Source organism: Streptomyces pyxinicus (assembly GCF_024753135.1).
GTDB lineage: Bacteria > Actinomycetota > Actinomycetes > Streptomycetales > Streptomycetaceae > Streptomyces > Streptomyces pyxinicus.
Window position 1 is genome coordinate 137,456 of sequence record NZ_JANUGP010000004.1, and the last position, 26,393, is coordinate 163,848.

Annotated in this window: 28 protein-coding genes; 12 read left to right on the forward strand and 16 right to left on the reverse strand. The window is 70.9% G+C overall.

Translation table 11 applies throughout. The features are described from left to right. Positions 1-87 precede the first annotated feature (87 nt). The 7 genes from NX794_RS07370 to ssd form a co-directional block, all read right to left on the reverse strand. Positions 88-537 (reverse strand): Rv3654c family TadE-like protein, encoded by a 450-nt coding sequence (locus tag NX794_RS07370; protein WP_258777414.1) that lies wholly within the window; start codon positions 535-537, stop codon positions 88-90. Then, positions 534-899, reverse strand: a complete 366-nt coding sequence (locus NX794_RS07375) for a TadE family type IV pilus minor pilin (RefSeq protein WP_258777415.1) — start codon at positions 897-899, stop codon at positions 534-536. Before NX794_RS07375 ends, NX794_RS07370 begins: the two co-directional genes overlap by 4 nt. Then, positions 886-1,098 (reverse strand): DUF4244 domain-containing protein, encoded by a 213-nt coding sequence (locus tag NX794_RS07380; RefSeq protein WP_258777416.1) that lies wholly within the window; start codon positions 1,096-1,098, stop codon positions 886-888. Before NX794_RS07380 ends, NX794_RS07375 begins: the two co-directional genes overlap by 14 nt. A 98-nt stretch (positions 1,099-1,196) precedes the next feature. Further along, positions 1,197-1,799 (reverse strand): type II secretion system F family protein, encoded by a 603-nt coding sequence (locus NX794_RS07385; protein ID WP_309505969.1) that lies wholly within the window; start codon positions 1,797-1,799, stop codon positions 1,197-1,199. Positions 1,800-2,081: 282 nt separating this feature from the next. After that, entirely contained in the window at positions 2,082-2,897 is an 816-nt protein-coding gene (locus NX794_RS07390; protein ID WP_428985869.1) for a type II secretion system F family protein, read from the reverse strand. Positions 2,898-2,941: 44 nt separating this feature from the next. After that, positions 2,942-4,144, reverse strand: coding sequence for a TadA family conjugal transfer-associated ATPase (locus NX794_RS07395; protein ID WP_258777419.1), 1,203 nt, complete (start codon positions 4,142-4,144; stop codon positions 2,942-2,944). Further along, on the reverse strand, positions 4,141-5,247 hold the full coding sequence (gene ssd, locus NX794_RS07400; RefSeq protein WP_258777420.1) for a septum site-determining protein Ssd: 1,107 nt from the start codon (positions 5,245-5,247) through the stop codon (positions 4,141-4,143). Before ssd ends, NX794_RS07395 begins: the two co-directional genes overlap by 4 nt. A gap of 608 nt (positions 5,248-5,855) precedes the next feature. Here ssd and NX794_RS07405 point away from each other — a divergent pair. Then, entirely contained in the window at positions 5,856-6,686 is an 831-nt protein-coding gene (locus NX794_RS07405; RefSeq protein ID WP_258777421.1) for an HAD family hydrolase, read from the forward strand. 406 nt (positions 6,687-7,092) lie between these two features. Here the strand turns inward: NX794_RS07405 and NX794_RS07410 are convergent, their stop codons facing one another. Further along, entirely contained in the window at positions 7,093-7,917 is an 825-nt protein-coding gene (locus NX794_RS07410; protein ID WP_258777422.1) for a Fic family protein, read from the reverse strand. Between the two features lie 101 nt (positions 7,918-8,018). Here NX794_RS07410 and NX794_RS07415 point away from each other — a divergent pair, with 101 nt between their 5' ends. Then, positions 8,019-8,999: an ATP-binding protein gene (locus NX794_RS07415; protein WP_258777423.1), complete on the forward strand. Its 981-nt coding sequence runs from the start codon at positions 8,019-8,021 to the stop codon at positions 8,997-8,999. Positions 9,000-9,077: 78 nt separating this feature from the next. On the opposite strand, the gene NX794_RS07420 is transcribed toward NX794_RS07415, so the two are convergent. After that, a complete protein-coding gene (locus tag NX794_RS07420; RefSeq protein ID WP_258777424.1) occupies positions 9,078-10,346 on the reverse strand; it encodes a polysaccharide deacetylase family protein in 1,269 nt (422 codons plus the stop codon). Positions 10,347-10,683: 337 nt separating this feature from the next. On the opposite strand from NX794_RS07420, the gene NX794_RS07425 reads away from it, so the two are divergent. The 10 genes from NX794_RS07425 (at position 10,684) to tgmC (ending at position 21,046) form a co-directional block, all read left to right on the forward strand. After that, positions 10,684-13,092: a bifunctional SulP family inorganic anion transporter/carbonic anhydrase gene (locus NX794_RS07425; protein ID WP_258777425.1), complete on the forward strand. Its 2,409-nt coding sequence runs from the start codon at positions 10,684-10,686 to the stop codon at positions 13,090-13,092. Positions 13,093-13,207: 115 nt separating this feature from the next. Then, positions 13,208-15,175, forward strand: a complete 1,968-nt coding sequence (gene acs, locus NX794_RS07430; RefSeq protein ID WP_258777427.1) for an acetate--CoA ligase — start codon at positions 13,208-13,210, stop codon at positions 15,173-15,175. 363 nt (positions 15,176-15,538) lie between these two features. After that, complete coding sequence (locus NX794_RS07435) at positions 15,539-16,279, forward strand: hypothetical protein (RefSeq protein WP_258777428.1); 741 nt, start codon at positions 15,539-15,541, stop codon at positions 16,277-16,279. Between the two features lie 83 nt (positions 16,280-16,362). Next, complete coding sequence (locus tag NX794_RS07440) at positions 16,363-17,604, forward strand: helix-turn-helix domain-containing protein (protein WP_258777429.1); 1,242 nt, start codon at positions 16,363-16,365, stop codon at positions 17,602-17,604. Positions 17,605-17,698: 94 nt separating this feature from the next. Then, the gene (locus tag NX794_RS07445) at positions 17,699-17,932 is read left to right on the forward strand and encodes a hypothetical protein (RefSeq protein ID WP_258777430.1); all 234 of its coding nucleotides are present in this window, start codon (positions 17,699-17,701) and stop codon (positions 17,930-17,932) included. Further along, positions 17,929-18,168, forward strand: coding sequence for a DUF7848 domain-containing protein (locus NX794_RS07450; RefSeq protein WP_258777432.1), 240 nt, complete (start codon positions 17,929-17,931; stop codon positions 18,166-18,168). Before NX794_RS07445 ends, NX794_RS07450 begins: the two co-directional genes overlap by 4 nt. Next, on the forward strand, positions 18,168-18,302 hold the full coding sequence (locus NX794_RS07455; RefSeq protein WP_258777433.1) for a hypothetical protein: 135 nt from the start codon (positions 18,168-18,170) through the stop codon (positions 18,300-18,302). Before NX794_RS07450 ends, NX794_RS07455 begins: the two co-directional genes overlap by 1 nt. A 361-nt stretch (positions 18,303-18,663) precedes the next feature. Then, entirely contained in the window at positions 18,664-18,924 is a 261-nt protein-coding gene (gene tgmA / locus NX794_RS07460) for a putative ATP-grasp-modified RiPP (protein ID WP_258777435.1), read from the forward strand. 5 nt (positions 18,925-18,929) lie between these two features. Continuing rightward, positions 18,930-19,889, forward strand: a complete 960-nt coding sequence (gene tgmB / locus NX794_RS07465; protein ID WP_258777636.1) for an ATP-grasp ribosomal peptide maturase — start codon at positions 18,930-18,932, stop codon at positions 19,887-19,889. Beyond that, positions 19,886-21,046: an ATP-grasp peptide maturase system methyltransferase gene (tgmC, locus tag NX794_RS07470; protein WP_258777436.1), complete on the forward strand. Its 1,161-nt coding sequence runs from the start codon at positions 19,886-19,888 to the stop codon at positions 21,044-21,046. Before tgmB ends, tgmC begins: the two co-directional genes overlap by 4 nt. A 63-nt stretch (positions 21,047-21,109) precedes the next feature. On the opposite strand, the gene nrdJ is transcribed toward tgmC, so the two are convergent. The 7 genes from nrdJ to NX794_RS07505 all read right to left on the reverse strand — a co-directional run bounded on the left by nrdJ (position 21,110) and on the right by NX794_RS07505 (position 26,390). Further along, positions 21,110-23,173: a ribonucleoside-triphosphate reductase, adenosylcobalamin-dependent gene (gene nrdJ / locus NX794_RS07475; RefSeq protein WP_258777438.1), complete on the reverse strand. Its 2,064-nt coding sequence runs from the start codon at positions 23,171-23,173 to the stop codon at positions 21,110-21,112. Between the two features lie 80 nt (positions 23,174-23,253). Then, positions 23,254-23,643, reverse strand: a complete 390-nt coding sequence (locus NX794_RS07480) for a hypothetical protein (protein ID WP_258777439.1) — start codon at positions 23,641-23,643, stop codon at positions 23,254-23,256. Next, a complete protein-coding gene (locus tag NX794_RS07485) occupies positions 23,643-23,987 on the reverse strand; it encodes a hypothetical protein (RefSeq protein ID WP_258777440.1) in 345 nt (114 codons plus the stop codon). Before NX794_RS07485 ends, NX794_RS07480 begins: the two co-directional genes overlap by 1 nt. Next, complete coding sequence (locus tag NX794_RS07490) at positions 23,984-25,177, reverse strand: hypothetical protein (RefSeq protein WP_258777441.1); 1,194 nt, start codon at positions 25,175-25,177, stop codon at positions 23,984-23,986. The genes NX794_RS07485 and NX794_RS07490 overlap by 4 nt, the downstream gene beginning before the upstream one ends. 204 nt (positions 25,178-25,381) lie before the next feature. Then, complete coding sequence (locus NX794_RS07495) at positions 25,382-25,600, reverse strand: DUF7187 family protein (RefSeq protein ID WP_258777442.1); 219 nt, start codon at positions 25,598-25,600, stop codon at positions 25,382-25,384. Beyond that, positions 25,597-25,926, reverse strand: a complete 330-nt coding sequence (locus tag NX794_RS07500) for a hypothetical protein (protein WP_258777443.1) — start codon at positions 25,924-25,926, stop codon at positions 25,597-25,599. The genes NX794_RS07495 and NX794_RS07500 overlap by 4 nt, the downstream gene beginning before the upstream one ends. Continuing rightward, positions 25,926-26,390, reverse strand: coding sequence for a toprim domain-containing protein (locus NX794_RS07505; RefSeq protein WP_258777444.1), 465 nt, complete (start codon positions 26,388-26,390; stop codon positions 25,926-25,928). Before NX794_RS07505 ends, NX794_RS07500 begins: the two co-directional genes overlap by 1 nt. Positions 26,391-26,393 lie beyond the last annotated feature (3 nt).

A 26,393-nucleotide genomic window follows, 5' to 3' on the forward strand; every position in this document is an offset into this window, starting at 1 on the left:
CACCGTGAGTTCCCCAGTCCGCCAGAGACGCGCCCGGCAACACGGCTTCCCCACGTGTCAGGCCCCTCATCCACCCAGGCCCCGGCATCACGGCCCCGATCCCGGCACGGCCGAGGGTCTGGATGCCGGTGAGCCGCCACTCGACGCGGCCGGTACCGGACCTGCCGGTCCCGCCGGACCCGCTCTCGCCCGCACCTCCGCGGTGAACGGCCCTCTGCCCGAGGCCGCCGTCACCTCCGAGGTGTCGCCCACGATCGCGCACCGCACCAGCCGGACCCCCTGCACCCGGGCCAGCCGCCCGGCGCGGTCACAGGCTGCCGCGCTCCCCTCGGCCCAGTGGTCCGCCGCCGCGAGCGCCGCCAGATCCGCACCGCCGGCCGCCCGGTGCCGTACGACCACGGCCTGGCCGAGTGCGAGCACCGCACCGAACACCACACAGAGCAGGGCGATCGCCCCGAGGCTCCAGACGGTGGCCGAGCCCCGATCCGAGCGGCCCGGACCGCACCGGTCCCGCCTGCGCGCACCTGCCTGCCTCACGGTCCCTCCCCCACCGTCTCCTCGGCCAGCGCCACGGCCTCCTCGCGCACCTCGAACGGCAGGCCGCCCAGCATCGGCGGCTCGGCCACCACCGTCACCCGCACCTGGTCGCCCTCGCGCCCCACGGTCACCCGCGCCCCGCTCGGCGCCACCTCCCGAGTCACTCCGACCACCGCGTCCGGCGGATCCTGGCGGGCTGCGGACCGGGCGCCCGCGCGGGCGGCGTCCACGCACCGGAGCTGCGCCGCCATCACGAGCAGCCCCCAGACCAGTGCCATGGTGAAGGCCACCAGTACGCAGAGCACCACGGCCGCCTCCGCGGTCACGAACCCGCCGTCCGACCCCCGCTCACTTCCCGCCATCGAGCGCCTTCTTCACGATCGCCTGCAGTTCCGCCCTGACCTGGCCGCTGGTGACGACCTCGTAGAGCAGCACAGCGAATCCGACGGCCGCGATGATCCCCATCGCGTACTCGGACGTCACCATGCCGGCGTCCCGACGGTTCAGACGGCGGTACGCACCGCGCAGCCGTCCCACCATTTCCTTGATCTTCCCGTTCATCTCAACCCCCGTGAGGCTCTGGCCTGATGTGATCTGTTTCGTTCGTGTCGTTCGTGTCGCCCGTTTCCGAAGCCCGCGCTCGCGCCCGTCCCCTCGCCTCACCTCCGTCCCGTCGCCGCGCCCGCCAGTCCGATCACCACGGGCAGCACGCCGATCGCGATGAACGCGGGCAGGAAGCAGAGGCCGACCGGGGCCGAGATCAGCACGGCCGCCCTGCGCGCCCGGGCCGTCGCGGTACGCGTCCACTCCGCGCGGGCGTCCGAGGCGAGGCGGGCGACCGGCCCGGCCGCGGGCAGCCCCGACTCGCCGGCCCGCGCCAACAGCCGCGCAAGGGCCCTCGCCCCGGGCAGCTCGGCCAACCGCCGCCAGGCGTCGGCCGGTACACCGCCCAGCCGCAGCTCCGCCGCACCGCGCGCCAGCGCCTTCCCGACGGGGCCGTCGAGGGCCTCTCCCACGGCCTGCGCGGCGATCACCGGCCCCGCGCCGGCCGCGACACAAGCGGCCAGCAAGTCGGCGGCGAGCGGGAGTTGGCGCGCCGCGCGGGCCGCGTCGGCCACCGGAGCCGCACCGGTGAGCGCCTGCCGCTCCCGCCACCACCACAGCACCGCTCCCGCACCGATCCCCAGCAGAACCCCTCCGACCCCGCCGGCCAGCACCCAGGCACCGCACGCCGCCCCGGCCACCGGCAACCACCGGCGCACGCTCGCCGGCAGCTCCGGCCGACCCCCGGCCCGCGGAACGTCCGCGCCCAGCAATCCGGCCATCCGACGCCGTGCCCGGCGCCGCCGACGCGCCGACTCCAGTCGCCACCCGATCCAACCGAGGGCCGACATCGCGACCCCGGCCATCCCCAGCCTGTGGACGAACTCTCCGCTCATACCGCCGCCGCCTCTCGCGCCATCGACACCGCCCGGACGTCCCGCCCGGCTTCGCACGCCCCAGTCACCCTGACCGCATCGGTCACCTCTCGCGCCATCCCGGCCTCACCCCTTCTCCGCACCCCGCACGATCCGCGTCGCCCACCACATCCCGGCCCCCTCGAACACCGCTCCCACCACCAGGCACGCGAACCCCGGTCCGGTGTGCAGGAGGACGTGCAGCGGGTCGGCGTGCAGAGCCGTGCCGAGCAGCAGGCCGAGGGCCGGCAGCGCGGCCAGGAGTGCGGTCGTCGCCCGGGCGCCGGACAACTGCGCTCGCAGGTCGGCGCGTTGGTCGCGTTCGGCACGCAGGGCCGCCTCCAGCCGGTCCAGGCCCGCCGCGAGGCCCGCGCCCTGGTCCACGGCCACCCGCCAGCACGCGGCGAGGCCGAGCAGTCCCGCCGCGCCCGGCTGCCGAGCCGCCACGGCGAGGGCGGCGGGCACATCCCCGCCGAACCGCGCCGCCGCGACCACGGCCGCCTGGGTGTCGCCCAGTGCGCCGGTGTCCTGCGCGGCCCGCAGCAGTGCCGCTCCCGGCTGCCGCCCCGCACGCACCTCCCCGGCGAGCGCCCCGCACAGGGCGATCACCGCGTCCGCCCGCCGCTCACGCCGCCGCCCCGCCCGGCGGGCTCGCCGCACCCGCCGCAGCACCGGCACCCCGACCGCCCCCGCGAGGGCCGGGACGACCGACGCGCCCAGCAAGGCGAGCAGCGCCCCGGCCACCAGCGCCCACCACTCCGCGCCCAGCCGGCCGCCGAGGTGCCGTAATCCGCCCAGGGCCCGGCCCCAGTCCGGTGGAGGAGTCGCCGCCGCCTGGCTCCCCGCGAGGAGCAGCCGGGCCCGCCGCAGGCCGTGGTGCCGCCCGCCCAGCAGCCAGGCCATCGCGCCCAGGCAGATCAGCGCGGCTCCCAGGGATGACCCACCGGTCACTTCCGTCCCCTCTCCCTCTCGCATCCGCCCGGCTCACCGAGCAGCCGTTCCAGTCGCTCCCAGCCGCGCTCGCGTGTGAAGGCCCGCTCGCCCCAGCGCAGTGCCGGCACTGTCCGCACCAGCCCGGTGGGGTCCCGCTCCAGTACGTGCACCTCGGCGATCCGGCGCCGCCCGGCCGGGTCCCGTACGAGGTGGAGCACCACGGAGAGGGCGGCCGCCAACTGGCTGTGCAACGCGTCCCGGTCGAGCCCGGCGGCCGTGGCCAGGGCCTCCAGACGGGCCGGCACGTCCCCGGCGGTGTTGGCGTGGACCGTGCAGCAGCCGCCCTCGTGGCCGGTGTTCAGCGCCGCCAGCAGATGGACGACCTCGGGTCCGCGCACCTCGCCGACGACCAGCCGGTCCGGACGCATCCGCAACGCCTGCCGGACCAGGTCCTCCAGGGTCACCAGGCCGGCGCCCTCCTGGTTGGCCGGCCGGGTCTCCAGCCGGACCACGTGCGGATGGTCCGGACGCAGCTCGGCGGAGTCCTCGGCGAGCACGATCCGCTCCCCCGGTCCGACCAGCCCCAGCAGGGCGCTGAGCAAGGTCGTCTTGCCGCTTCCGGTGCCGCCGCTGACGAGGAAGGACAGCTTCGCGGCGAGCAGCGCGCGCAGGATCCGGTCGCCGCCCGGCGGCACGGTGCCCGCCTCGACCAGTTCCGCGAGCGTGAAGGCCCGCGGCCGTACCACCCGCAGGGACAGACAGGTGCAGCCGACGGCGACCGGGGGCAGCACGGCGTGCAACCGGGTGCCGTCGGGCAGCCGGGCGTCCGCCCACGGCCGGGCGTCGTCCAGCCGGCGTCCGGCCACCGCGGCCAGTCGCTGCGCGAGGCGTCGCACGGCCGTCGCGTCCGGGAAGGTCACCGGTGTCAGCTCCAGGCCGCCGCCCCGGTCCACCCACACCCGGTCGGGCGCGGACACCAGGACGTCGGTGACGCGCGGATCGGCGAGCAGCGGTTCCAGAGGACCGCTGCCGACGAGTTCTGACCTCAACTGCCGCGCGGCGCCGAGCACTTCCGCGTCGCCGAGGACCCGGCCTTGTTCGCGCAGCGCCTGGGCCACGCGGGCGGGGGTGGGGTCGGCGCCGCTCTCGGCCAGCCGGCGCCGGACCCCGTCGAGCAGGGCCGCGCCGTCGGCCCGGTCGAGTCCGGGGAGTGTCATCGGGATCCTCCCGCCTCGACCAGGGCACGCTCCCAGAAGTCGGCGCAGAACCGGGCGAGCGGGCCGCGCCCGGTCGCGGCGGGCGGCTTGGCGCCGGCCCCCGGGCGCAGCAGTGCCGGTTCGACCGGCACCTCGCCCGCCAGCGGCAGGTCCAGCAGCCGGGCCACCTCGCGGTCGTCCAGGCCCGGCGCGTACGGCCCGCGGACCGCGAGCCGCACATCGCGCACGACCATGGCGACGGCCGACGCGACGCGTCCGGCGGCGGCCACCGAACGCAGGTCGGCGGGGACGACGAGCAGGGCCAGGTCGAGCTGGGCGAGGGCTTCGGCCACGCCTTCGTCGAGCCGGCGGGGCAGGTCGACCACGACCGTCCCGCCGCCTCGGCGTGCCGCGGCGAGGACCGCGCGCACCGCCTGCGGCGGAACACTCACGCAGTCGCCCCGGTCCCAGCTGAGTACCCGCAGGGCGTGCAGTTCGGGCAGCGACTCCTCCAGCGCGCCGCCGCCGAGCCGGCCGCGGGAGGCGGCGAAGGCGGGCCAGCGCAGCCCGTCGGCGCTCTCGCCGCCGAGGAGGACGTCGAGTCCGCCGCCGAGCGGATCGGCGTCCACGAGGAGGGTGCGCAGTCCTTCACGGGCCGAGGTGACGGCGAGGGCGCAGGCGAGCGTGGACGCGCCCGCTCCGCCCCGGCCGCCGATCACCCCGACGGTGAGGGCCGGCCGGCCGAGCCCCTCGGCCACGTCGGCGATCCGGTCGACCAGCCACTGTTCGCCGTCGGGCAGCATCAGGACGTGGTCGGCGCCGATCTGCATCGCTCGTTTCCATACGTCCGGGTCGTCCTGGTCGCGGCCGACCAGCACCACCCCCCGGCGGCGGGCGGTGCCCCGCGTCCGGCGGGCGACGTCGTCGCCGACCAGGACGAGGGGGGCCGCTTCCCAGCCGTCGCCGGTCTCCGGCACGCGGTGGTGGACCTCGGGTGTGGCGCCCGCCGCCGCGCACAGGCGGAGCAGGTCGTCCAGAAGCTCGGCGTCCTCGGTGAGGATGAGTGGCCGTCCGGGCCGGCTGTCGCCGGTGGGCGGCGGGTCGTTGGTGACGGTTCCGGTCACAGGTGCTCCCCCTTGGTCGCGTGTTCCGCTGGTCGTGCGTTGCGCGCGGCCTGTGCGGCCACGCGATTCCCGAAGATGTGGAGAACCGGCGAGCGGCCTCCATATGAGCGGCCGATAGGAACCGGCCATACGCCGCTCCGGCAATCGGAACCGGCCAAGAACTCGCCTCGGCCGGAGGCGTGGGAAACACGGTGCCGCGATCCTCGAAATCGTGTGGATCTTGGTGGAAAACCGTGCACAACTCGGGAGCTGTGAATAACTCCGTCACCCAAACCGGTGACCCCTGTACCGGCCTGTGTACGACTTCCACAGAGCAGCGATCCGATTACCTTGAGTAACCAGCCGTGGGCATGCGGGAGCCCGGCCGAGAGCGCGGCGGCGCCGGCCAAGCGGCCGTCGAGGGGAGGGGGAGAGGCGGGAAAACGCATCCGGACATGCGACGACCCCCGCCGGGGGGGAGAGCGGGGGTCGTCCCCACGGCCGACTCGGGGGGGGAGGAGTCGGGCCGGGTTAGCACGGTCGCGAACGATCCGTGACTTCCATGGTGTACCCGAGAGCCCTCTCAGGCAAACCCACGCGCCCCACCTTACGCCGAATGGTGGGCGCATATGCTCTGGGTCGTGGAAAACCACTCCTTGCCTCGCGCAGCAGCCTTCTTTGACCTGGACAAGACGGTCATTGCGAAGTCGAGCACGCTCACCTTCAGCAAGTCCTTCTACCAAGGCGGACTGATCAGCCGCAGGGCCGCCTTGCGTACCGCATATGCCCAGTTCGTGTTCCTGGCCGGCGGTCTCGACCACGACCAGATGGAGCGCATGCGGGAGTATCTGTCCTCACTGTGCCGGGGATGGAACGTCCAGCAGGTGCGCGAGATCGTCGCCGAGACCCTGCACGACCTGATCGACCCGATCATCTACGACGAGGCCGCCTCCCTCGTCGAGGAGCACCACGCGGCCGGGCGGGACGTGGTCATCGTGTCCACCTCGGGCGCCGAGGTCGTGGAGCCGATCGGCGAGCTGCTGGGCGCCGACCGCGTGGTGGCCACCCGGATGGTCGTAGGCGAGGACGGCTGCTTCACCGGCGAGGTGGAGTACTACGCCTACGGCCCGACCAAGGCCGAGGCGGTCCGCGAACTGGCCGCCTCCGAGGGGTACGACCTGGAGCGCTGCTACGCCTACAGCGACTCCGCGACCGACCTGCCGATGCTGCGGACGGTCGGGCACCCGCACGCCGTGAACCCGGACCGCGCCCTGCGCCGCGAAGCACTCGCGCGCGGGTGGCCGGTTCTGGAGTTCCGCCGCCCGGTCCCGCTCAAGAAGCGCCTCCCCAGCCTCTCCGTACCGCCGCGCCCGGCGCTGGTCGCGGCGGCGGCCGTGGGAGCGGCGGCCGCGACCGCCGGCCTCGTCTGGTACGCCAGCAGGCGCCGTGGCACTGCCTGACCAGCCTGGCAGTGTCCGTTTCACCCGCTTTCGGACCTGAAAGTAAAGAAGTGCGGGCAGGGGTTCCGCTTGCTCCCGGCTTGCAGTACAAAGGTGTCAACGGCCCGCGAGACCAAAGGACATCCGAGAGGATTCCCTACCACTACGCACTTGGCCCCACGGACCCCGCACGAGCACTGGGCACCCACGCGACGTCGACCCGTCGATTACGGGCCAGCCGCACCAGGTGACGGGCAAAGCACCCCGGCCTGATGGGCACATATCGAGGACGCTTGGTAACCCGGTGCGCGTGCCGGCGGCGGTACGAGCACTCGTACCGCCGCTTTTTCGTCGGCCGCCCTCAGACGGCCCTCTTCGACCGGCCCTCTTCGACCGGCCCTCTTCGACCGGGTCGGTTCCACCGGGGTCAGGCCGCGCCGCGCTGCAGCGCCTCGCAGACCGCCGTCGACTCGCGCACGCCCAGCTCCACCGCCTTGCCGCAGTGGGCGATCCAGGCCGCCATGCCCTCGGGGGTGCCGGAGACGTAGCCGTCCAGCGCGGCCAAATAGGAGGCACGGCCCAGTTCCGCGTGGCCGACCTCGGCCGGGCAGACCGACTTCGGGTCCAGGCCGCTGCCGATCAGCACGATCCGCTCGGCGGCCCGCGCGATGAGGCCGCTGTGGGACACGAAGGGGCGCAGCGCCAGCAGTTCGCCGTGCACCACGGCGGCCGTGACCAGGGCGGGTGCGGACGTCCCGGCGATGATCAGATCGGCCAGCCCCTCCAGCCGCCCGGAGACCTCCCGGGCGTCCGGCAGCGGCAGCTCGACCAGCGGCTCGTCCACCGTCTCGCCGGCCTGGCGCGGCCGGCCGACCCGCTCGGCGTCGTCCGCGGCGGCGACCAGGTGCAGCCGGGCCAGCACCCTGAGGGGCGACTGCCGCCAGATGGACAACAGTTGTCCAGCCTCGGCCGAGAGCCGCAGGGCCGCGCCCACGACACGTGTCTCCGGGTCGGCACCGAAGTCGGTGCGCCGCCGCACCTCTTCCAGGTTCCAGTCGGCGCCGGACAGCGCCGCAGAGCCCCGGGCACCGCGCAGGGCGGCCTCGGAGGTGATCGCGTTGCTGCGGCGGCGCATGATCCGGTGCCCGTAGACCCGGTCCACGGCCTTACGCACGGAGTCCACGGCATCGGCCACCCCGGGCAGCGAACCCAGGGTCGCGAGCGGATCGGCGGTCGCGCCTGTCGTACTCATGAGTACGACAGTACGCACCGCACCGTCCGGCCCCACGAAGGAGTGGTCTTCTTCACTCCCACTTGGAACCTACAGCCACCTTCCGACTACGCTTGGTGAACATGAAAATTGCTTTCGTCGGGAAGGGCGGCAGCGGCAAGACCACGCTCTCCTCCCTCTTCATCCGCCACCTCGCCGCCGCCGGTGCCCCGGTGGTCGCCATCGACGCGGACATCAACCAGCACCTCGGCCCCGCGCTCGGCCTGGACGAGAGGGAGGCGGCCGCGCTGCCCGCCATGGGCGAACGGCTCCCGCTGATCAAGGACCACCTGCGCGGCTCCAACCCACGCATCCCCTCGGCCGCGACGATGATCAAGACCACCCCGCCCGGCCAGGGCTCGCGGCTGGTCCGGGTGCGCGAGCCCAACGCGATCTACGACGCCTGTGCGCGTCCGGTGGAACTCGACGGCGGCGCCGTCCGTTTGATGGTCACGGGCCCCTTCACGGACGCCGACCTGGGGGTCGCCTGCTACCACTCCAAGACCGGAGCGGTGGAGCTGTTCCTCAACCACCTCGTCGACGGCCCCGACGAGTACGTCGTGGTCGACATGACGGCCGGCTCGGACTCCTTCGCCTCCGGCATGTTCACCCGCTTCGACATGACGTTCCTCGTCGCCGAGCCGACCCGGAAGGGGGTCTCCGTCTACCGCCAGTACAAGGAGTACGCCCGCGACTTCGGCGTCGCCCTCAAAGTCGTCGGCAACAAGATCCAGGAACAGGACGACATCGACTTCCTGCGCGCGGAGGTCGGTGACGACCTGCTCGTGACCGTCGGGCGCTCGGACTGGGTGCGTGCCATGGAGAAGGGCCGGCCGCCCCGGTTCGACCTCCTCGAAGAAGCCAACTCGCGTGCCCTGCAGACGCTCCGGGCCACGGCGGACGCCACCCACGACCAGCGGGACTGGGAGCGGTACACCCGCCAGATGGTGCACTTCCACCTCAGGAACGCCGAGTCCTGGGGCAACGAACGCACGGGGGCCGACCTCGCCGCACAGGTCGACCCGGGGTTCGTGCTCGGCGAGGGTGTGGCGACACCGGTCTGACCGCCTGCCGTCCGAGCACCGGTACGACGACACGGGCGCCGGCGGCCGGCCCGGGACCGCCGACGCCCGCTGCCGTGGCTACTGCCTGACCGCCGGCGCCCCGGGAACCCCCTTGGGCGCCGGTGCCGGGCGGCCCGAGAGGAAGGAGGCCCAGCCCTGCCGGGGGGCCTCGCCCACCTCCAGGCCGCGCAGCTTCTTCAGGGTCGCCGGGTCCTGGGCGTCCAGCCAGTCGGCCAGCTGGTGGAAGGAGACGCAGCGCACCTCGGGCTTGTTGCAGACCTGCTTCACCACGTCCTCGACGGCGTGCATGTAGGTGCCGCCGTTCCATGACTCGAAGTGGTTGCCGATGACGAGCGGGGCGCGGTTGCCGTCGTAGGCGCGGTAGAAGCCCTTGAGCAGGCCGTCACGCATCTGGTCGCCCCAGTAGTCGAACTTGTCGGGGTCGCCCTGGGTCTGCGCCCCCGACTGGCTGGCCATGAAGTTGTAGTCCATGGTCAGCTGCTCGAAGGTGTGGCCGGGGAAGGGGACCAGCTGCATCGACAGATCCCACAGCCCCTCCTTCTTCTTGGGCCAGAGCTGGTTGTCGACGCCGCTGGAGTCGTAGCGGAAGCCCAACTGCCGGGCGGCCTTGGTGAAGTTCTTCTGTCCCTCCAGGCAGGGGGTGCGGCCGCCGATCAGCTCCTTGTCGTAGTCGAAGGGCAGCGGTGCCGCGGTCTGCATGCCGGTGGTGGTCTTCCAGTTCTTCACGAACTGCTTGGCCTGGGAGATCTCGCTCTTCCACTCGTCCACGGACCACTGGCCGACGCCGCCCTCGGGGCCGCAGAAGTGGCCGTTGAAGTGGGTGCCGATCTCGTTGCCCTCCAGCCAGGCGAGGCGCACCTGCTGGAGTGTGTCGGTGATGCCCTGCTGGTCGTTGAAGCCGATGTCGGAGCTGCCCACGGCGTGCTGCGGCGGCTTGTAGAGGGCGCGCTTCTCCTCGGGCAGCAGGTAGACGCCGCTGAGGAAGTACGTCATCGTCGCGTGGTTCTCCTTGGCGACCTTGCGGAAGTGCGAGAACAGCTTCTGGCTGTCCTCGCCCGCGCCGTCCCAGGAGAACACCACGAACTGCGGGGGCTTCTGCCCGGGCTTCAGCCGCTCGGCCACGGGCAGATGGGGCTGCCCGCCGGTGTACGCGGTGGATCCGTCGCCGATCAGACGGAGCGCGCTGTTGGGAGCCGGCGCCCCCTGCCGCGGGGCCGGGGCCCCCTTCTTCACGGTGTGGGAGGAGCCGCCCGCACAACCGGCGAGCGACGCGGCGCAGGCCGCGGCGACCATGGCACCGACGGCGATTCTCTGGGTGGCGGCCATGTGCGGCCCACCTTCTTCCTTCTCTCAGACAGACGCTGACGAGGGCCTTTCACGGGGATGTGCCGGGGGTGGTCCGGCAGCGCCGCCCAAGGTCGCACGGGACTTAGAGGGAATTAATACGACAAGCCGATGAAATGCTCACTTCACCCGCCAGTGGGGTGCTGTACTGCATTTGCCCCGAAAAGCTATGCATTGTCTTTACTCTGCATTACGGTTCATTTACCGAGCGTTGCTTCATCCCGCCGCTGCACGCCGTGACCCACGGCCGCGACCGATACCCGCCCAGAGACGCGGGGCCACCTAGTCCGCGACCGCGCCGCCCCGGAGGAGACGGGACATGCCCTCAGCCTGCGCACCCCCTGACGCCCAGCACGCCCACCCACCGCACCCGCCCGCCCCTGGCCGCCGCCGCTTCCCGGTCGAGGGCGCCGACGTGTCCGCCGCCGTCGCGGTGTTCCTGATCGCCCTGCCGCTGTCCTTGGGCATCGCCCTGGCCACCGGCGCCCCGCTCCAGGCGGGCCTGGTCGCCGCGGCCGTCGGCGGACTCGTCGTCGGGCGGCTCGGCGGCTGTCCGCTCCAGGTCAGCGGACCCGCCGCCGGACTCACCGTCGTCACCGCCGACCTCATCCACCAGTACGGCTGGCGGGCGACGTGCGGCATCACGGTCCTCGCCGGTCTCGCCCAGCTCGGCCTCGGCTGTCTGCGGGTGGCGCGCGGCGCGCTCGCGGTCAGCCCGGCCGTGGTGCACGGCATGCTCGCGGGTATCGGCATCACCATCGCCGTCGCCCAGCTGCACATCGTCCTCGGCGGCAGCCCGGACAGCTCCGTCCTCGCCAACCTGCGGGCGCTTCCCGCCCAGTTGGCCCGACTGCAACCGGCCGCCGTGTCCATGAGCGTGCTGACCCTCGCCCTGCTGCTGGCCTGGCCCCGGCTGCCGGGCCGGGCCGGGCGGGTGCTGCGGAGGGTGCCGGCCCCTCTCGTCGCCGTCACCGGGGCCACCGCGGCCGCCGCCCTCACCGCGCTGAGCCTGCCCCGGGTGGACCTGCCCTCCTGGCGCAGTCACGCACTGGCCGGACTGCCCGAGGGACCGGTGCTCGGCGTGGTGGCCGCCGTGCTCAGCACCACCCTGGTGTGCAGTGTGCAGTCGCTGCTGGGCGCCGTGGCGGTGGACAAGATGGTCGCCGCCCGGCCCGGCCCGCAGTCCCGCGTCAAACGCTCCGACCTGGACCGGGAACTGCTGGGCCAGGGCGCCGCCAACGTCCTCTCGGGCGCGCTCGGCGGCCTGCCCGTGGCCGGAGTCGCCGTGCGCAGCACCGCGAATGTGAACTCCGGTGCCGTGAGCCGGAACTCCACGATGCTGCACGGCGTTCTCGTAGTAGCAGCCGCGCTGCTGATGGTCCCGATCTTGGAGGAGATCCCGCTCGCCTCCCTCGCCGCCCTGGTGATGGCCGTCGGCATCCAGATGGTGTCCCTGCACCACATCCGCACGGTGACACGCCACCGTGAGGTCCCGGTCTACGCCGCGACCACCCTCGGCGTGGTGGTGTTCGGCGTCCTGGAGGGCGTGGCCCTCGGGATCGCCGTGGCGGTCGCCCTCGCCCTGCGCCGCCTCACCCGCACCCGCATCACCCATGACGAGACGGAAGGAGTCCATCACGTAAGAGTCCGCGGCCAGTTGACCTTCCTCGCGGTGCCCAGGCTCAGCAGAGCCCTGCATCTCGTACCCCAAGGCGCGCACGCCGTGGTGGAGTTGGACGGCTCCTTCATGGACCACGCGGCGTACGAGTCACTGCAGGACTGGCGCAACTCCCACACCGCGCGGGGTGGTACGGCCGAGCTGTCGGGCCGACGCGGCGGCATCCGGACCGCCGAGCCGGCCACGTCCGCCGAGTGCCGGTGCCGGCCCTGGACGCCCTGGCGCAACCACCAGTCGTGCTTCGCCGACCCGGCCGCCGCTCCGGCCGGGCGGGCCGCGGCGCGGGAACTGGCCCGTGGCATCAGCTCGTTCCAGCGCAACACCGCGCCGCTGGTGCGTGCGGAGCTGGCGCGGCTCGCCCGGGAGGGCCAGCAGCCGGCGCAGCTCTTCCTCACCTGCGCCGACTCCCGGCTCGTCACGTCGATGATCACCTCCAGTGGTCCCGGCGACCTGTTCGTGGTCCGCAACGTCGGCAACCTGGTGCCGCCGCCGGGCGAGGAGCACGGCGACGACTCGGTGGCGGCCGCCATCGAGTACGCCGTGGAGGTGCTCGGGGTGCGCTCCATCACGGTCTGCGGGCACTCCGGGTGCGGGGCGATGCAGGCACTGCTGGGGCGGAGCGCGGGCGGGGAGTCCCCCCTGGGGCGCTGGCTGCGGCACGGGCTGCCGAGCCTGGCGCGGACGGCCGGGGACCACCGCTCCGGGCCCCGGATGGCCGGGCGGGCGCCCGCGGACGAGGCGGAGCGACTGTGCCTGACGAACGTGGTCCAGCAGCTCGACCACCTGCGGGCGCACCCTCCGGTCGCCCGGGCGCTCGCCGAAGGGGCGCTGGAGCTGCACGGCATGTACTTCCACGTCGGTGAGGCGCGGGCGTATCTGCTCGCGGACACGGAAGGAGAGGCGGTGTTCGAGGACGTAGTGGAGGTGGTCACGGCGGGCGGGGCCGTCGCCGATGGCAGGGCAGGTGGTGCGCGAACCGCCGACACGGGTCTCTCCGCCGGGGCCACCGGCGGGTCTGATCAGGAAGAGGAGGCACACAGCACGGTCTGAGCCGGCTCCCGGAATAGGTCTACACCAATTTTCGGGTCGACCCTTGTCATCGGACCCCCGCGTCTGATGAGCTGTGGCCTGGGACACAACGGACACCCTTGGAAAGGGAGATGTCGTGAGCAACGAGAGCCTGGCCAACCTGCTCAAGGAAGAACGCAGGTTCGCGCCGGCCGCCGACCTGGCCGAGCATGCCAACGTCACCGCGGAGGCGTACGAACAGGCCAAGGCTGACAGGCTCGGCTTCTGGGCCGAGCAGGCCCGTCGGCTGACCTGGGCCAAAGAGCCGACCGAGACGCTGGACTGGTCGAACCCGCCGTTCGCCAAGTGGTTCAAGGACGGCGAGCTGAACGTCGCGTACAACTGCGTGGACCGGCACGTGGAGGCGGGCCTCGGGGACCGGGTCGCCATCCACTTCGAGGGCGAGCCGGGCGACAGCCGCTCGATCACCTACGCGGAGCTGAAGGACGAGGTCTCCCGGGCCGCCAACGCCCTGCTGGAGCTGGGAGTCCGCAAGGGCGACCGGGTCGCCATCTACATGCCGATGCTCCCGGAGACGGCGATCGCGATGCTGGCCTCGGCCCGGATCGGCGCCACCCACTCGGTCGTCTTCGGCGGCTTCTCCTCGGACGCGCTCGCGACCCGCATCCAGGACGCCGACGCCCGGGTGGTCATCACCTCCGACGGCGGCTACCGGCGCGGCAAGCCGTCCGCGCTCAAGCCGGCCGTGGACGAGGCGGCGCAGAAGGCGGGCATCGTCGAGCACGTGCTCGTGGTGCGCCGTACCGGCCAGGACGTGGCCTGGGACGGCGAGCGGGACGTGTGGTGGCACGACCTGGTCGGCTGGCAGTCCGCCGAGCACACCCCGGAGGCGTTCGAGGCCGAGCACCCGCTGTTCATCCTCTACACCTCGGGCACCACGGGGAAGCCGAAGGGCATCCTGCACACCTCCGGCGGCTACCTCACGCAGGCGGCGTACACGCACTGGGCGGTGTTCGACCTGAAGCCGGAGACGGACGTGTACTGGTGCACGGCCGACGTCGGCTGGGTCACCGGGCACTCGTACATCGTCTACGGCCCGCTGGCCAACGGCGCGACGCAGGTCATGTACGAGGGCACGCCGGACACCCCGCACCAGGGCCGGTTCTGGGAGATCGTGCAGAAGTACAAGGTCACGATCCTCTACACCGCGCCGACGGCGATCCGGACGTTCATGAAGTGGGGCGACGACATCCCCGCCAAGTTCGACCTGAGCAGCCTGCGGGTGCTGGGGTCGGTCGGCGAGCCCATCAACCCCGAGGCGTGGATCTGGTACCGCAAGCACATCGGTGCCGACCGGACGCCGATCGTGGACACCTGGTGGCAGACGGAGACCGGCGCGATGATGATCTCGCCGCTGCCGGGCGTCACCCACACCAAGCCCGGTTCGGCGCAGCGCCCGCTGCCCGGCATCAGCGCGACCGTCGTGGACGACGAGGCGGCCGAGGTGCCGAACGGCGGCGGTGGCTATCTGGTGCTGACCGAGCCGTGGCCGTCGATGCTGCGCACCATCTGGGGCGACGACCAGCGGTTCATCGACACCTACTGGTCCCGCTTCCCGGGCAAGTACTTCGCCGGTGACGGGGCGAAGAAGGACGACGACGGGGACATCTGGCTGCTGGGCCGGGTGGACGACGTGATGCTCGTGTCCGGGCACAACATCTCCACCACCGAGGTGGAGTCGGCGCTGGTGTCGCACCCGGCGGTCGCCGAGGCGGCCGTCGTCGGCGCCGCGGACGAGACCACGGGTCAGGCGATCGTGGCGTTCGTGATCCTGCGCGGCACCGCTTCGGAGAACGAGACGCTGGTCGGCGAGCTGCGCGACCACGTGGGCGCCACGCTCGGCCCGATCGCCAAGCCCAAGCGGATCCTCCCGGTGGCCGAGCTGCCGAAGACCCGCTCCGGCAAGATCATGCGCCGGCTGCTGCGGGACGTGGCCGAGAACCGCCAGCTCGGTGACGTCACCACGCTGACGGATGCAGATAGCGTACGTCGCATCGCTGACGGTATGAGCAAGGCTCGGACCGCGGGTACCGACGAGGAGTGAGACCCCGGCACGCGAGGGCCAGGACTGGATCACCGGTCCTGGCCCTTCGTCGCATCCCGACGCCTCGATACGCGAAACGTACTTCCGGTGTCGGCAGAGCCGACTTCGCCTTCAACATTTCGTTCGTAAAGTTTTTTCGAGCACTCGAACGCACGTTCGCACCAGGTCAGAGGGGGTGACCGGCCAGTAGATGATCGATCGAGCGGACTTATAAGCGGAAGCAAAGATTCCGATCAAGGTCTCCAGTGTGTTCAGATGCCGGACAGAGCTTGCACACCCGCAACACATCGGGGAACGCCCATGCCTACACATCGCCGCCGCCGCGTTAAGGGGCGAGTCCGGACCAGCGCAGGAGCCGCAACGATGGCCCTCGCCATGAGCTGGCTGACCTTCGCCGGACTCAAGGGCCCGCTCGGGGATGACGCCAGACAGCCGGGCTTCAGCCTCGATACCGACGACACCGACGCGGCCGAGCAGCGGGACGACGAACCCGTCTCGAACACGGTCGGTGTTCAGGACGGCCGAAGCACCGTTCAGATAGGCGGCTGGGGCGTCCAGTCGACTTCTCCCGCCCCAACGGCGGCACCGGCAGGCAACTACCCGTCGACCGACCTGAAGGGCCGGGACGAGCCCGTACAGGACGACGGGGAGGCGCCCGTCGCTGAAGCCTCCACCACCCCCGCGTCGGCTCCCTCGCGCCGGGCGGCGAAGAAGTCCGCGAACGCCCCGGCCGCCAAGCCGAAGGCTTCCACGGGGGAGAAGATGCCCACCGCGGCGTCCGCCAGCAAGGCCGCGCCCAACAAGTCCAAGTCCGCGCCGAAGACCTACGTCGTGCAGCAGGTGCCCGAATCTGACTCAGTCAAGATCGACAAGAAGGACGAGCCGGACACCTGGGACGACCTTGGCGACTTCCTTGGGTTCTTCAACCCGTTCTTCGCGTACGTCCCGGCGCCGGCCTACCCGCCCGAGCTGACGGACGACCCGCACGAGTCCTCTCCTGACGTCGGCCAGACATCCCAGCCCGACAGGCTGGACCAGCTCCAGGCGGTCAAACTGCCGACGCCGGTCACGACTGACGCCGCACCAGAGGCGTTCGCCGGGTAGTCGTCTGCCGGAATCGAGCCCTCCTCGCTCGCCGCTTGAGGAGGGCTCGTTCGGCGTACGCTGGTTGGGAAGGGTGGTGACGCATGTCGGATGAACTCGCAGACAACGTACGGCGCTACCGGCGCGCGAAGGGTCTCAGCCAAGAGCAGCTCGCGCATCGCGCCGGCCTCTCGGTCGGGCCAGTCCGGAAGATCGAGCAGGGTGGCGAGGGGGTCCGCATGGAGACCCTTCACGCCATCGCGCGAGCCCTCGGAGTAAAGACCTCCGACTTGATGGCGGCCGGCCCTCCGCAACCGGTCAAGCTCGAAGATCCGAACAGTCTGAACCTGCGCGAGGTGCGCATCGCCCTCACGCCCGCGCTCAGCCTGGGGACGGCGAGCGCGCCGATCGGCGAGGAGCCCGACCTTCGCCGGCTGCGCCGCATGACGTACGACAACTCCGTCCTCTACTTCGGCGACACGTATGACAGCATCGCCGCGGACTTGCCCACTCTTATCCGGGCTGCCAACGATGCGGTCGCGTACTACGACTCGGGGCAGGAGCACCTGAACGCCCTGGTCGAGCGCTCAAGGGTCCTGAACCTGGCAGGGCGGTACCTGACCCAGATCCGGCAGTTCGACCTCGCCCACGTGGCGGCGAGGGGCGCGATCGAGGACGCGAAGGCTGCGGGCGACAACCTGGTGGCCGCCTCCGGAGTCGGCGGGATGTGCTGGCTGCTGGTTCGGACCGAGCGGTTCGATGAGGCCGAAGACATCGCGGTCGCCACGATGGACGTCGTCGAGCCGAAGATCATGGGCGCCACGCCGGACGAGTACGCCACGTGGGGCGGACTGGCGATGGAGGCGGCGGCTGCGGCTTCGCGGAACAACCGCCCGAGGGAGGCCAAGGCCCTGCGCAAGGCGGCCGGCACCGCCGCGAAGGCGGTCGGCAAGACGCACAAGAATCTGCTGCGGCACTGGTCGATGTTCGGTCCCGTCACGGCCGCCATGAAGGAGCTGGAGGACCACATGATCGCGGGCGACGCCAGGACCGTGATCCGAAAGTCCAAGGACGAGCCGCACCTTCTGGAACAGAACTGGAAGCAGTTCGGAGGGCCGAGCACCAACGACGGCAACCGCTACCGGCTCGACCTCGCCCGCGCGTATGTCCGTACGGGCGATCCCACGGCCGCGATGGAGGAACTGGCACACCTCGACGAGGCTGCGCCCAAGTGGTTCCGTCATCAGTCGTCCGCGGCGATCACCTTCCAGGAGATCGTCAAGAAGCGTCGGACCCTCACGACGGAGATGCGAGAGGTCGGCGCCCACCTGGGCGTTTTTGCGTAACTACACTCTGCCGATGCACTTTTGACGGATCGTATGTCAAAGTGCATCGGCTTGCTCCTGGCCGCCCCTGGTTGCGCCTCGTAGCTTCAGGGTCATGGACGGTCACGACGAGCACAGCAAGCCGCACATCGGCGACCTGGCCAAGGACACGGCCAGCAACCGGGTCGGCGTCCTTATGGGCGAGGTCGGTGGAAGGCTCCTCCTGCGGCCGGCACGCGGCGGCACGGAGTGGGAGGCCGACCCCGGTAGCGTCGAATTCCCCACGGCCCTGGAGGAGATGCAGGCGCGCAACACCGCCCGTAACAAGATGCGGAGGCTCGGGCTGTGAGCGGGCCGCACACAGTCCTGGTGTTCAAGCAGTGGCACCTGGAGCCCGACAGAGAGCCGGACTCCCCGCCCGTGACGCACAAGATGAAGTGCGCGTCGTGCGGAGCGGAGTCCGCTCCTGACGGGGCGTGGGAGCCGCCCCAGACCTGGGCACTGGAGCACTCGGGGAAGAACCCGAGCCACCTCCGCTTCGAGGAGATCATCACAAGGCCCTGGCGCACCTGGATGGAGTCCTGATGCGCCGGTTACGTCGCAGGGCGGCCCGCTACGGTCGCAGGATCGCCCGCTACGCCGGCCCCCTCTTCGTCTTCACGATCGTTGGCTCGACCGGCTTCGTCCTGGTCGCCGCGTACCTGATGACGAATCCCTAGACAGGTCCCGCCCGAGCGTTTTGCCTCGTTCACCTCGGGCGGGGCCGTTCCACCCCCGTGCGAGTCCGACTCCTGCCCCTCGCGCGGGGCCGCCAGCCCTGATCGCTCCCCCCGTGCGACAGGGCTGGCACCCAAGCTCCGCCTTCAGGGGCGAGGGCGGAGGACGCCCTGCCCTCGGTGATGGCCAGGCAAGACCGTCCGAGGGCAGGGCCCCACCACCCCCCATCCCGGTCGCAGCCTCTATGGACGGTCGCGGCGGCCGGGATGGGGTCAGGCCGGTCTCGCTCAGCTTCGTTCCCCCACGGCCTGAGCGGGACCGACCCGTCAACACGCACCGTTCCATCTCACCCAAGGAGCATCCGTGACGACCTCCACCGCACAGCTCACCGCCGGCCGCCCGTGGGCCGCCGACCGACTCGCGCCCTACCCGACCACCGTCAAGCGTCCGCACGCCACGGTCACCATCGACCCGGCCACGCAGCTCGGTGTGTTCCGTGACCGCGCCGGCCAGGTCGTCGAGATGGGCAAGCACGGCACCAGCTCGGGCACCGAGACCTCGACGACCACGAACTCCGACTCGGCCAACGACGCGGGCCACGACCAGGACAGCAACCAGGACTGATGACCATGACCGAGGAGAGGCCGGTACTGGTAGTCACCGAAGCGGACGACGTCACCGCGGACATGGTGATCACCGAACTCAACCGGCGAGGCGTGCCGGTGGTTCGCTTCAACCCCGCCGACATCGGTGAGGGCCTCACGGTCTCGGCTCGGTTTGGCACCTCCCCGGCACGCATGGCCGGGGAGGTGCGTACCCCGTCGAGATCCGTTCGCCTTGACCGCGCGCGCTCTGTGTACTGGCGCCGCCCCCGCTGGCCCGAGTTCGCACACCTTGGTGACGACGACGCGCAGTTCGCCACAGCGCAGGTCCGTTACGGCCTTGGTGGCACCCTGTATGCCCTTGACGGGCCGCTGTGGGTGAACCACCCGCTCAAGAACGCGGCAGCCGACTACAAGCCCGCTCAGCTCGCGGTCGCGCAGCAGCTCGGGCTGATGGTCCCGCCTACGATCGTGACCAACGACCCGGACGAGGCGCGCAGGTTCCTCGTCGAGTACGAGCACGTGATCTTCAAGACCCTGCGCTGGACGCCGTACCAGCGTGATGGCGTGTCGGTCACCGGGTGGACCGAGCCGGTCACACCGTTCGAGATCGACGAGAGCCTGCGCGTCACGCCCCACCTCTTCCAGGCGCGCGTGCCCAAGGTCGCTGACGTACGGGTCCTCATCGTCGATCGGCGCGTGTTCGCGGTCCGGATCGATTCCGACCTGCTGGACTGGCGCAGGGACTACTCACTCGCCCACTACAGCATTCTCGACCTGCCCGACCAGGTGACCAAGGCCCTGCTCGCCTACCTGGACCACTACGAGCTGGTGTCCGGGAGCTTCGATCTCGCCATCGATGAGTACGGGGCGTACTGGTGGCTGGAGCTGAACCCGAACGGGCAGTGGGGGTGGCTCGAAGAGAACACCGGGCTGGAGATGTCCGCCGCTTTCGCTGATCTGCTCACAGATGGAGAAGCCTCATGACCGATTCTGCGGCCGAGCGCCGCCGCCTGGCCGCACTGCTGGAGCGAAACGGGGTGCTCAAGTCCCCGTGGCTACGTGCGTCCGTCGAAGCCATCCCGCGCGACACGTTCCTGCACCCCGGCGTGTTCCTCCCAGAGGCCGGCGGGAAGTGGCGGCCGGTCACCGCCGTGGGAACGGAGCCGGCCGAGTGGGCGATGCTCGCGCACACGGACCAGACGCTGACCACGCAGCTCGACGGCCACCTGACTGCCGACCAAGTCAGCGAGCCCGTGACCGGCGTGCCCACGTCGTCATCGACCACCCCAACGACCGTCGTCGACATGATCGAGAAGCTCGACATCGAAGACGGGCACAAGGTGCTGGAGATCGGCACCGGCACCGGGTACTCCACGGCCCTTATGTGCCGCTACCTCGGCGAGGACAACGTCGCGACGGTCGAGGTCGACCCGGAGGTGGCGCAGCGCGCCGACGCCGCGCTGGAAGCGGTTGGCATCTCCACGTGGGCCGTGACCGGCGACGGTCTTCTCGGCTACCCGCGCAACGCGCCGTATGATCGAGTGATCGCCACGTGCGCCGTCCGCCGCATCCCCTACGCCTGGGTCCGGCAGACCAAGCCCGGCGGCATCATCCTCAGCACGGTGGGCTCCTGGCCCTACGGAACCGGCCTCGCCAAGCTCGCCGTGGACGACGAGGGCAACGCCCACGGCAGCATCGTCGGACAGTCCTCGTTCATGCAGGCGCGGGCACAGGCCGTGGTGCCCGTGTCGGGCGACCTGTCCGCCCGCACCGCGTACGCGGACAGCGAGCGGGAGGCGAAGGTCCCCGTGAGCCTGCTGGACGAGTGGATGCCGGCCTTCCTCACCCAGCTCGCGGTGCCGGGGGCGCACCTCGTACACGCTGCCACGAGCGAGGGTCAGCCGCTGCTGTACCTGTTCGATCCCGACCGCGAGTCGTTCGCGGAGTTCATCGCCAGCGACGGCACCTGGACGGTTCGTCAGGGCGGCCCCGTCCACCTGTGGGACCGCGTAGAGGAAACGCTGATGGCCTGGCGGGACGCCGGACGCCCGGACATCGACACCGTCCAGCTCACCATCACTCCAGAGTCGCACTCCTACTGGATCGACCCGGATCTGCACTGGGAACACCGCCTCGACTGAACGCGGAGCGGTCCGGTACGCCGATGCCCCCTGACCAGCAGGCCGGGGGGCATCGTCGTGCAGTCAGCGCACGGGGCACGCGCCGGTCGCACAGTCCTCGTCGGTGGAGTCCTCGATCGAGGTCGCCTCGGAGGCGGCGAACTCCGCGGCGGTGATCCGCTCGTACGGCGCCTGGGGCCGGGCGCCGTCGACCATGATCGTGGTGCCCTTGAGGTCGGGCAGCCACCGCTGGATCGTGTCGGCGACCTCGTCCACGTCCAGGCCCTCGGGGACGTTGGCCGTGAAGCTGACGGCGTTGTCGGCGTAGCACTCCTGGTAGAGCGCCTGGAAGGCAAGGAGCTGGTCCAGGCTCAGCTCGTCCTGCGCCTGGACCAGCTCCGGGTTCCAGCCCATCGCCTCGACCTCCGCGACGAGCTTGTCCTTCGTCGGGATCGTGACGACCAGAGTGTTGCCGCTCTGGTCGTAGATGCACTTCTCCACGTGGAAGCCCTGGGCCATGAAGGCTTCGGCCTGGGCGACCTCTTCGGGGCGGAGCATCGAGAAGCGGATACGACGGTTGAAGGTGCGGGCGTAGATGGCATGGCCGCCCTCGGTGACGCCCGGCATCTTGGCGATCGTGCCGGTCGGGGCCATCGTCGTGACCTTGACCGGCTCGGGCACGCGCAGGGCGAAGGCGTAGGCGCGGGCCTCTTCCCGGACGGTGTCGTACAGGTCTTCCAGCAGGGTGCGGAACCACGGGTCGTACGGCGCCTCGGAGTAGCGGATGCCCATCTTCGCGAGGAAGCCCTGCACGCCGAAGTGGCCGACTCCGATGCGCCGTTCGGAGTGCATGATGCCGCGCTGCTCGTCGTCGGTCATGTCGCCGAACGTCGCCCGGATCAGGAAGCGGGTCATCAGCTCGTGGGCCCGCAGGATGTCGGCCCGGTCGTAGCTGCCGGCCCGCGTCTTCGGCGCGAAGGCGTCGAGGTTGACGTGGCCCAGCACGCACGCGCCGGCACTGGGGAGCGCGATTTCGCCGCACGGGTTGGTGGCGATGACCTCGTTGACCTCGCCCTCGTTGGAGTACGAGCTGTTCCAGTAGCCAGGCTCGCCGTTGCGCAGCATCCCCTCGACGACCGCGCGGTGCACGCGGACTGCCTCGGCGTGCCGAGTATCCGTCACCTCGTTGAGGGCCTGGATGAAGCGATCATCGATCTCGACGCTCACGTTCGTCGTCCAGTGCAGGGCGGTGTCCCGCTTGCACGTCAGGAACTGGTCGATGAAGGGGTCCGCCCAGTGGCAGATCGACATGCGGGCGCTGCGCCGGACGCCACCCGAGACCACGCACTCGGCGATGCGGTGCTCGATCTCCATCGCCTCGACTGGGGACAGGTGCGCGCCCTGGGTGTTGGACAGGACGGCGGCGATCTCGCTCATCATGCGGGCGAACGGGCCCGGACCGCTGGCTGTGCCGCCGAACGTCTTCAGCCTCGATCCCTTGCAGCGGACGCGCGAGACGTCGTACACGCGGTCGGCGTGCTTGACGTCGTCGTCGGTCATGAAGGTGTCGATCAGGTCCACCAGCGCGTCGGACCAGCCCTCGCGGGAGTCCTCGACCTCGAACGCGCCGGCCCAGTCGGAGTCATATTCCTCGGACAGGATGCCCGCGGCCTTCATCTCCTCGTAGTCCTGGTGCATCGGGTCGCAGACGATGTGCACGCGGAGCTGCCGGCGCGGTGCTCCGAAGGGCTTGAGGAAGCGGGAGCTGTAGTTGGCGCCGACGCCGCCGCCTTCCATCAGCCGCAAGAAGGTGAACTCGTAGTGTCGGCTCAGGCGTTCGGCACCCCAGCCCGAGACGTGGCAGTTGAACAGGAACTGGCGCCCCTTGACGCCCGTTGCCCACAGGTGCCGGCCTGCGGGGAGGATGGCGAACTCGTCCATGTGGGAGACCAGCTCGTCGTACTCGGCCCGTACGTCCTCGCTCCAGGCACTCTGGTCGGTGCCGTGGACGAGGGCGAGGTTGCCGGCCGCGACGCGGCGTACGGTGTCGGGCCACTGTTCCTTCGAGCCGTCGGCCAGGGTCCGACTGTAGGTGCGCTCGTAGACGGTGCGGCCGGTAGGCCCGAAGGGGACAGCGTAGTCAGTCACTGCGGTTGAACTCCTTGTCGCTCTTACACACTTGGGTCGGCGAGGGGGCGGACCGTTACGCCCGCCCCGGCCCTCGCTCGTTACGCGGCTTCCTGCTCCGGAAGGCAGTCGTAGCCGTCCACGTACCGCTCGCCGTTCAGCCAGGCCGTGAGCTTCCCGACGCCCCGCTCGTGCCGCCGCATCGCGGTCGACGCCTTCACGTCGTACAGGCTGGCGATCACCTGGAGCTGGTCGTCGAGCACGTACCGCATGAAGACGGCCTGGCGCTCGACCAGGGAAAGGTCGGCCTGCTGCCAGGCCCGCCGTACGTCGGCGAGCGAAGCGAACACGCTGTTCCCCTTGGACGGGTCGCTGTAGCCCTTGGGCATCCCGTCCTCGACGTAGACCTCGGCCTTGATCCCATAGGCCGCCTCGTCGTCGAACAGGTACGGCAGGACCCGCTCGACGTCCGCGCGCTGGTAGTTGGCCATCAGGACGCACCCGCCAGCACCTCGAAGGACGAGTGGCCCGAGCGGTGCTTGGCCTCCGTGCGCACGCGCGTGGTCAGGAGCTGCACGAGCCGGTGGTGGAGGACGCCGAGCCCAACGTCGGGGTTGTTCAGGCACTCGCGCAGCCGGGGGTTCGTGGCCACCAGGATCAGCCCCTCCTGACGGGCGTCCTCACGCTCGATCGTGACCGAGCTGGCGTACTTGTCGGCCATGTGGCGGGCAGCCCGCTCGACGACCTTCACGACCTCCGAGTCCTCCAGCACGGACCAGTCGGCATACGCCTGCTCGACAGTGTCGTAGGCGTTGGTGATCTCGATCAGGTTCACTGGCTGACGACCTCCTTCACGGGTACGCGCCCGTCCTTGGTCACGGCGACGATCAGGCCCGGCGCCCCGGTCGGGCCCTTGGCGTGCCGCCACCAGGTGGACTCGGATTCGAGGGCCGGCACCTGGATGAAGGTCCGCGGGCCGTCCGCCTCGATCAGCTCGTGGTGCAGGTGGCCGGCGAGCAGGACGTCCGCCTGGTGCATGGCGGAGTCCTTGTTGAACGCCTGGCCCTTCCACCAGTCGAAGTGCTTGCCGGTGCGCCACTGGTGGCCGTGAGCGTGGGCGACGACCGAGCCCGAGCACTCGACGACGACGGTCAGTTCATCGGAGTCCGGGACGTAGAACTCGACGTGACCGAACTTGTCGGGGTTGAGGTCGACCGCGTCCTTGACCGCGATGAGCGACTCCACGTCGTGGCTGTCGTCGTAGCGGGTCACGCCCTTGCCGTTGATCCTTACGGCTTGGTCGTGGTTGCCGGGCACGGCCGCCATCGTCAGGCGGTTGACCAGCGGCGCGAAGGTGAGCAGCGCGTGTAGCTTCACCCGCCGGTCGAGGCGGATCTGCTCGGTCAGCGTTAGGCCGGTGCGCCAGGAGTTCGCGCCGCCCTGTGAGACGAAGCCCTCGATATGGTCGCCCAACCACGCGATGTGCGCGTGCTCGATAGCGAAGCGCTCGCGGTACCAGGCCAAGCGGTCGGCGGCTGCGTTCAGGCAGTCGATCGCGCGGGCCAAGGTGCCCTCGACGCCGTCCCCGTCGACCTTGCCGAACTGGGTGTCGCCCAGGGCGACGATGAACGTGTGGTCGCCGGGCAGCTCGGTGGGCTCGGCGCTGATGGCGTGCCGCTCGATGACCTCCAGCAACTCGTCGATCGGCTCACGTTCCGTCACACTTACACACTCGGCCCGCTTGAAGGAGAACCGGGTCGAGATGCCGGTGTCCCCGCCGGCCATCGTCCACTCCGAGGAGCGGAAGCCGGTCACCGTCCAGTCGGCCGGGTCCAGTCCCTGCCGCTCCAGGACGGCCACGGCCTCCGACTCGTTGGCCTCGAAGGTCTCACCGCGGACCGTGACGTCCGCGCTGTCCCCGCTGATCTCGATCTGTCGGGTGAAGTCCCTCTCCGGGTTGGCCTTCCGGCCGGCGACCGGCGGGGCGGTCGGCTTGGCGAGCAGCGCTTCCACCAGGTCAGACACTAGTCACCCCCTCTCTGCGCAGTGCGCGCCTGTATGTGCGGATCGTGGATGCGGAGACGGCGTAGCCGTTGGCCGCGAGGACGGCTGAGATCGCCTCCGCCGGCGTCGGGGACTCGACGAGGGACTGGACCAGGGCCGCCCTCTCGTCGTCCGCGAGAGCGGCGTGTATGGCCTCCAGCGTGGGGCCCGGCTTTCCGGGCAGGCTCACAGCGTCAGACCCATCTCGCTGGCCCAGTACACGCTGACCAGGGCGAAGGTCTCCTCGCGCGTGAAGCCCTCCTCTCGCAGCGCCTTGCGCAGGTCGCCAACGATGGACGCCGCGCGCCTCACGCCGCCGTAGTGGTCGACCACGGGCTCGACGTCGAGGATCTCGAACTCGTCCCACGCCTCCGGGTCCAGGAACTCGGGCTGCTCGTCGTTCACTTCGCACCATCCAGGGTGTTGATCGCGGTCATGGCGTTGGCGGCGAGCTGGAGCAGCGCGTACCGCAGCTCGGCCGCGGGCCTCGCGCCGACCTCGAAGGCGAGCGAGAGGATCAGGGCGTCCAGTGCGCCGGTCCTGGCGTACTCGCGGTCCCAGGCCGAGGCCCGCCCGTCGTGCGGCAGCCTGCGGTAGGCCGGTATCGCGGTGAAGGTGGCGGCCGCGGCGCCCATCTCGTCCCGCAGCTCGGTCAAGAGCTTGGCCAGTGGGTCGGCCTTGCGCGGAGCGCGCTTGGGCTTCTCGGTCGCCATCTCGTCAGTGAGTCCCACTAACACACTCCTTCGTCGATCAGGGATAGAAGCGCTTCCGCGCCGCCTGCCAGGTAGGTATCGGTCACGTCGCCCACGCGCAGCCGTGCGGCCTTGGCGGAGCGGAGCTGCCGGGTGATCTTCGCGGTGAACTCCGCGCCGGCCTCGTCCGGGTCTCCCCACACCCACACGCGGGAGAAGCCGGCCAGCATCCGGCGGTGGCGGCCCTGCCACATGTTCGCGCCGGGGGCGCCTACCGCGTGCAGCCCGACTTTGCGCAGTATCCGGGCGTCCAGCTCGCCCTCGGTGACGTGGATCGCGTCGCCGGCCCGATGGATGGCGTCGATCCCGTACATGCGCGGGATGTCGTCCTTGATCGTGTTGTACTTACCGTGGAAGAAGTCCCGGTGGTTGTGCTCCTGGAGGCAGCGGAACCGGATCGTGAGCGGCTTGCCGTCCTTGTCCAGGTAGGGGATGGCGAGCATCCC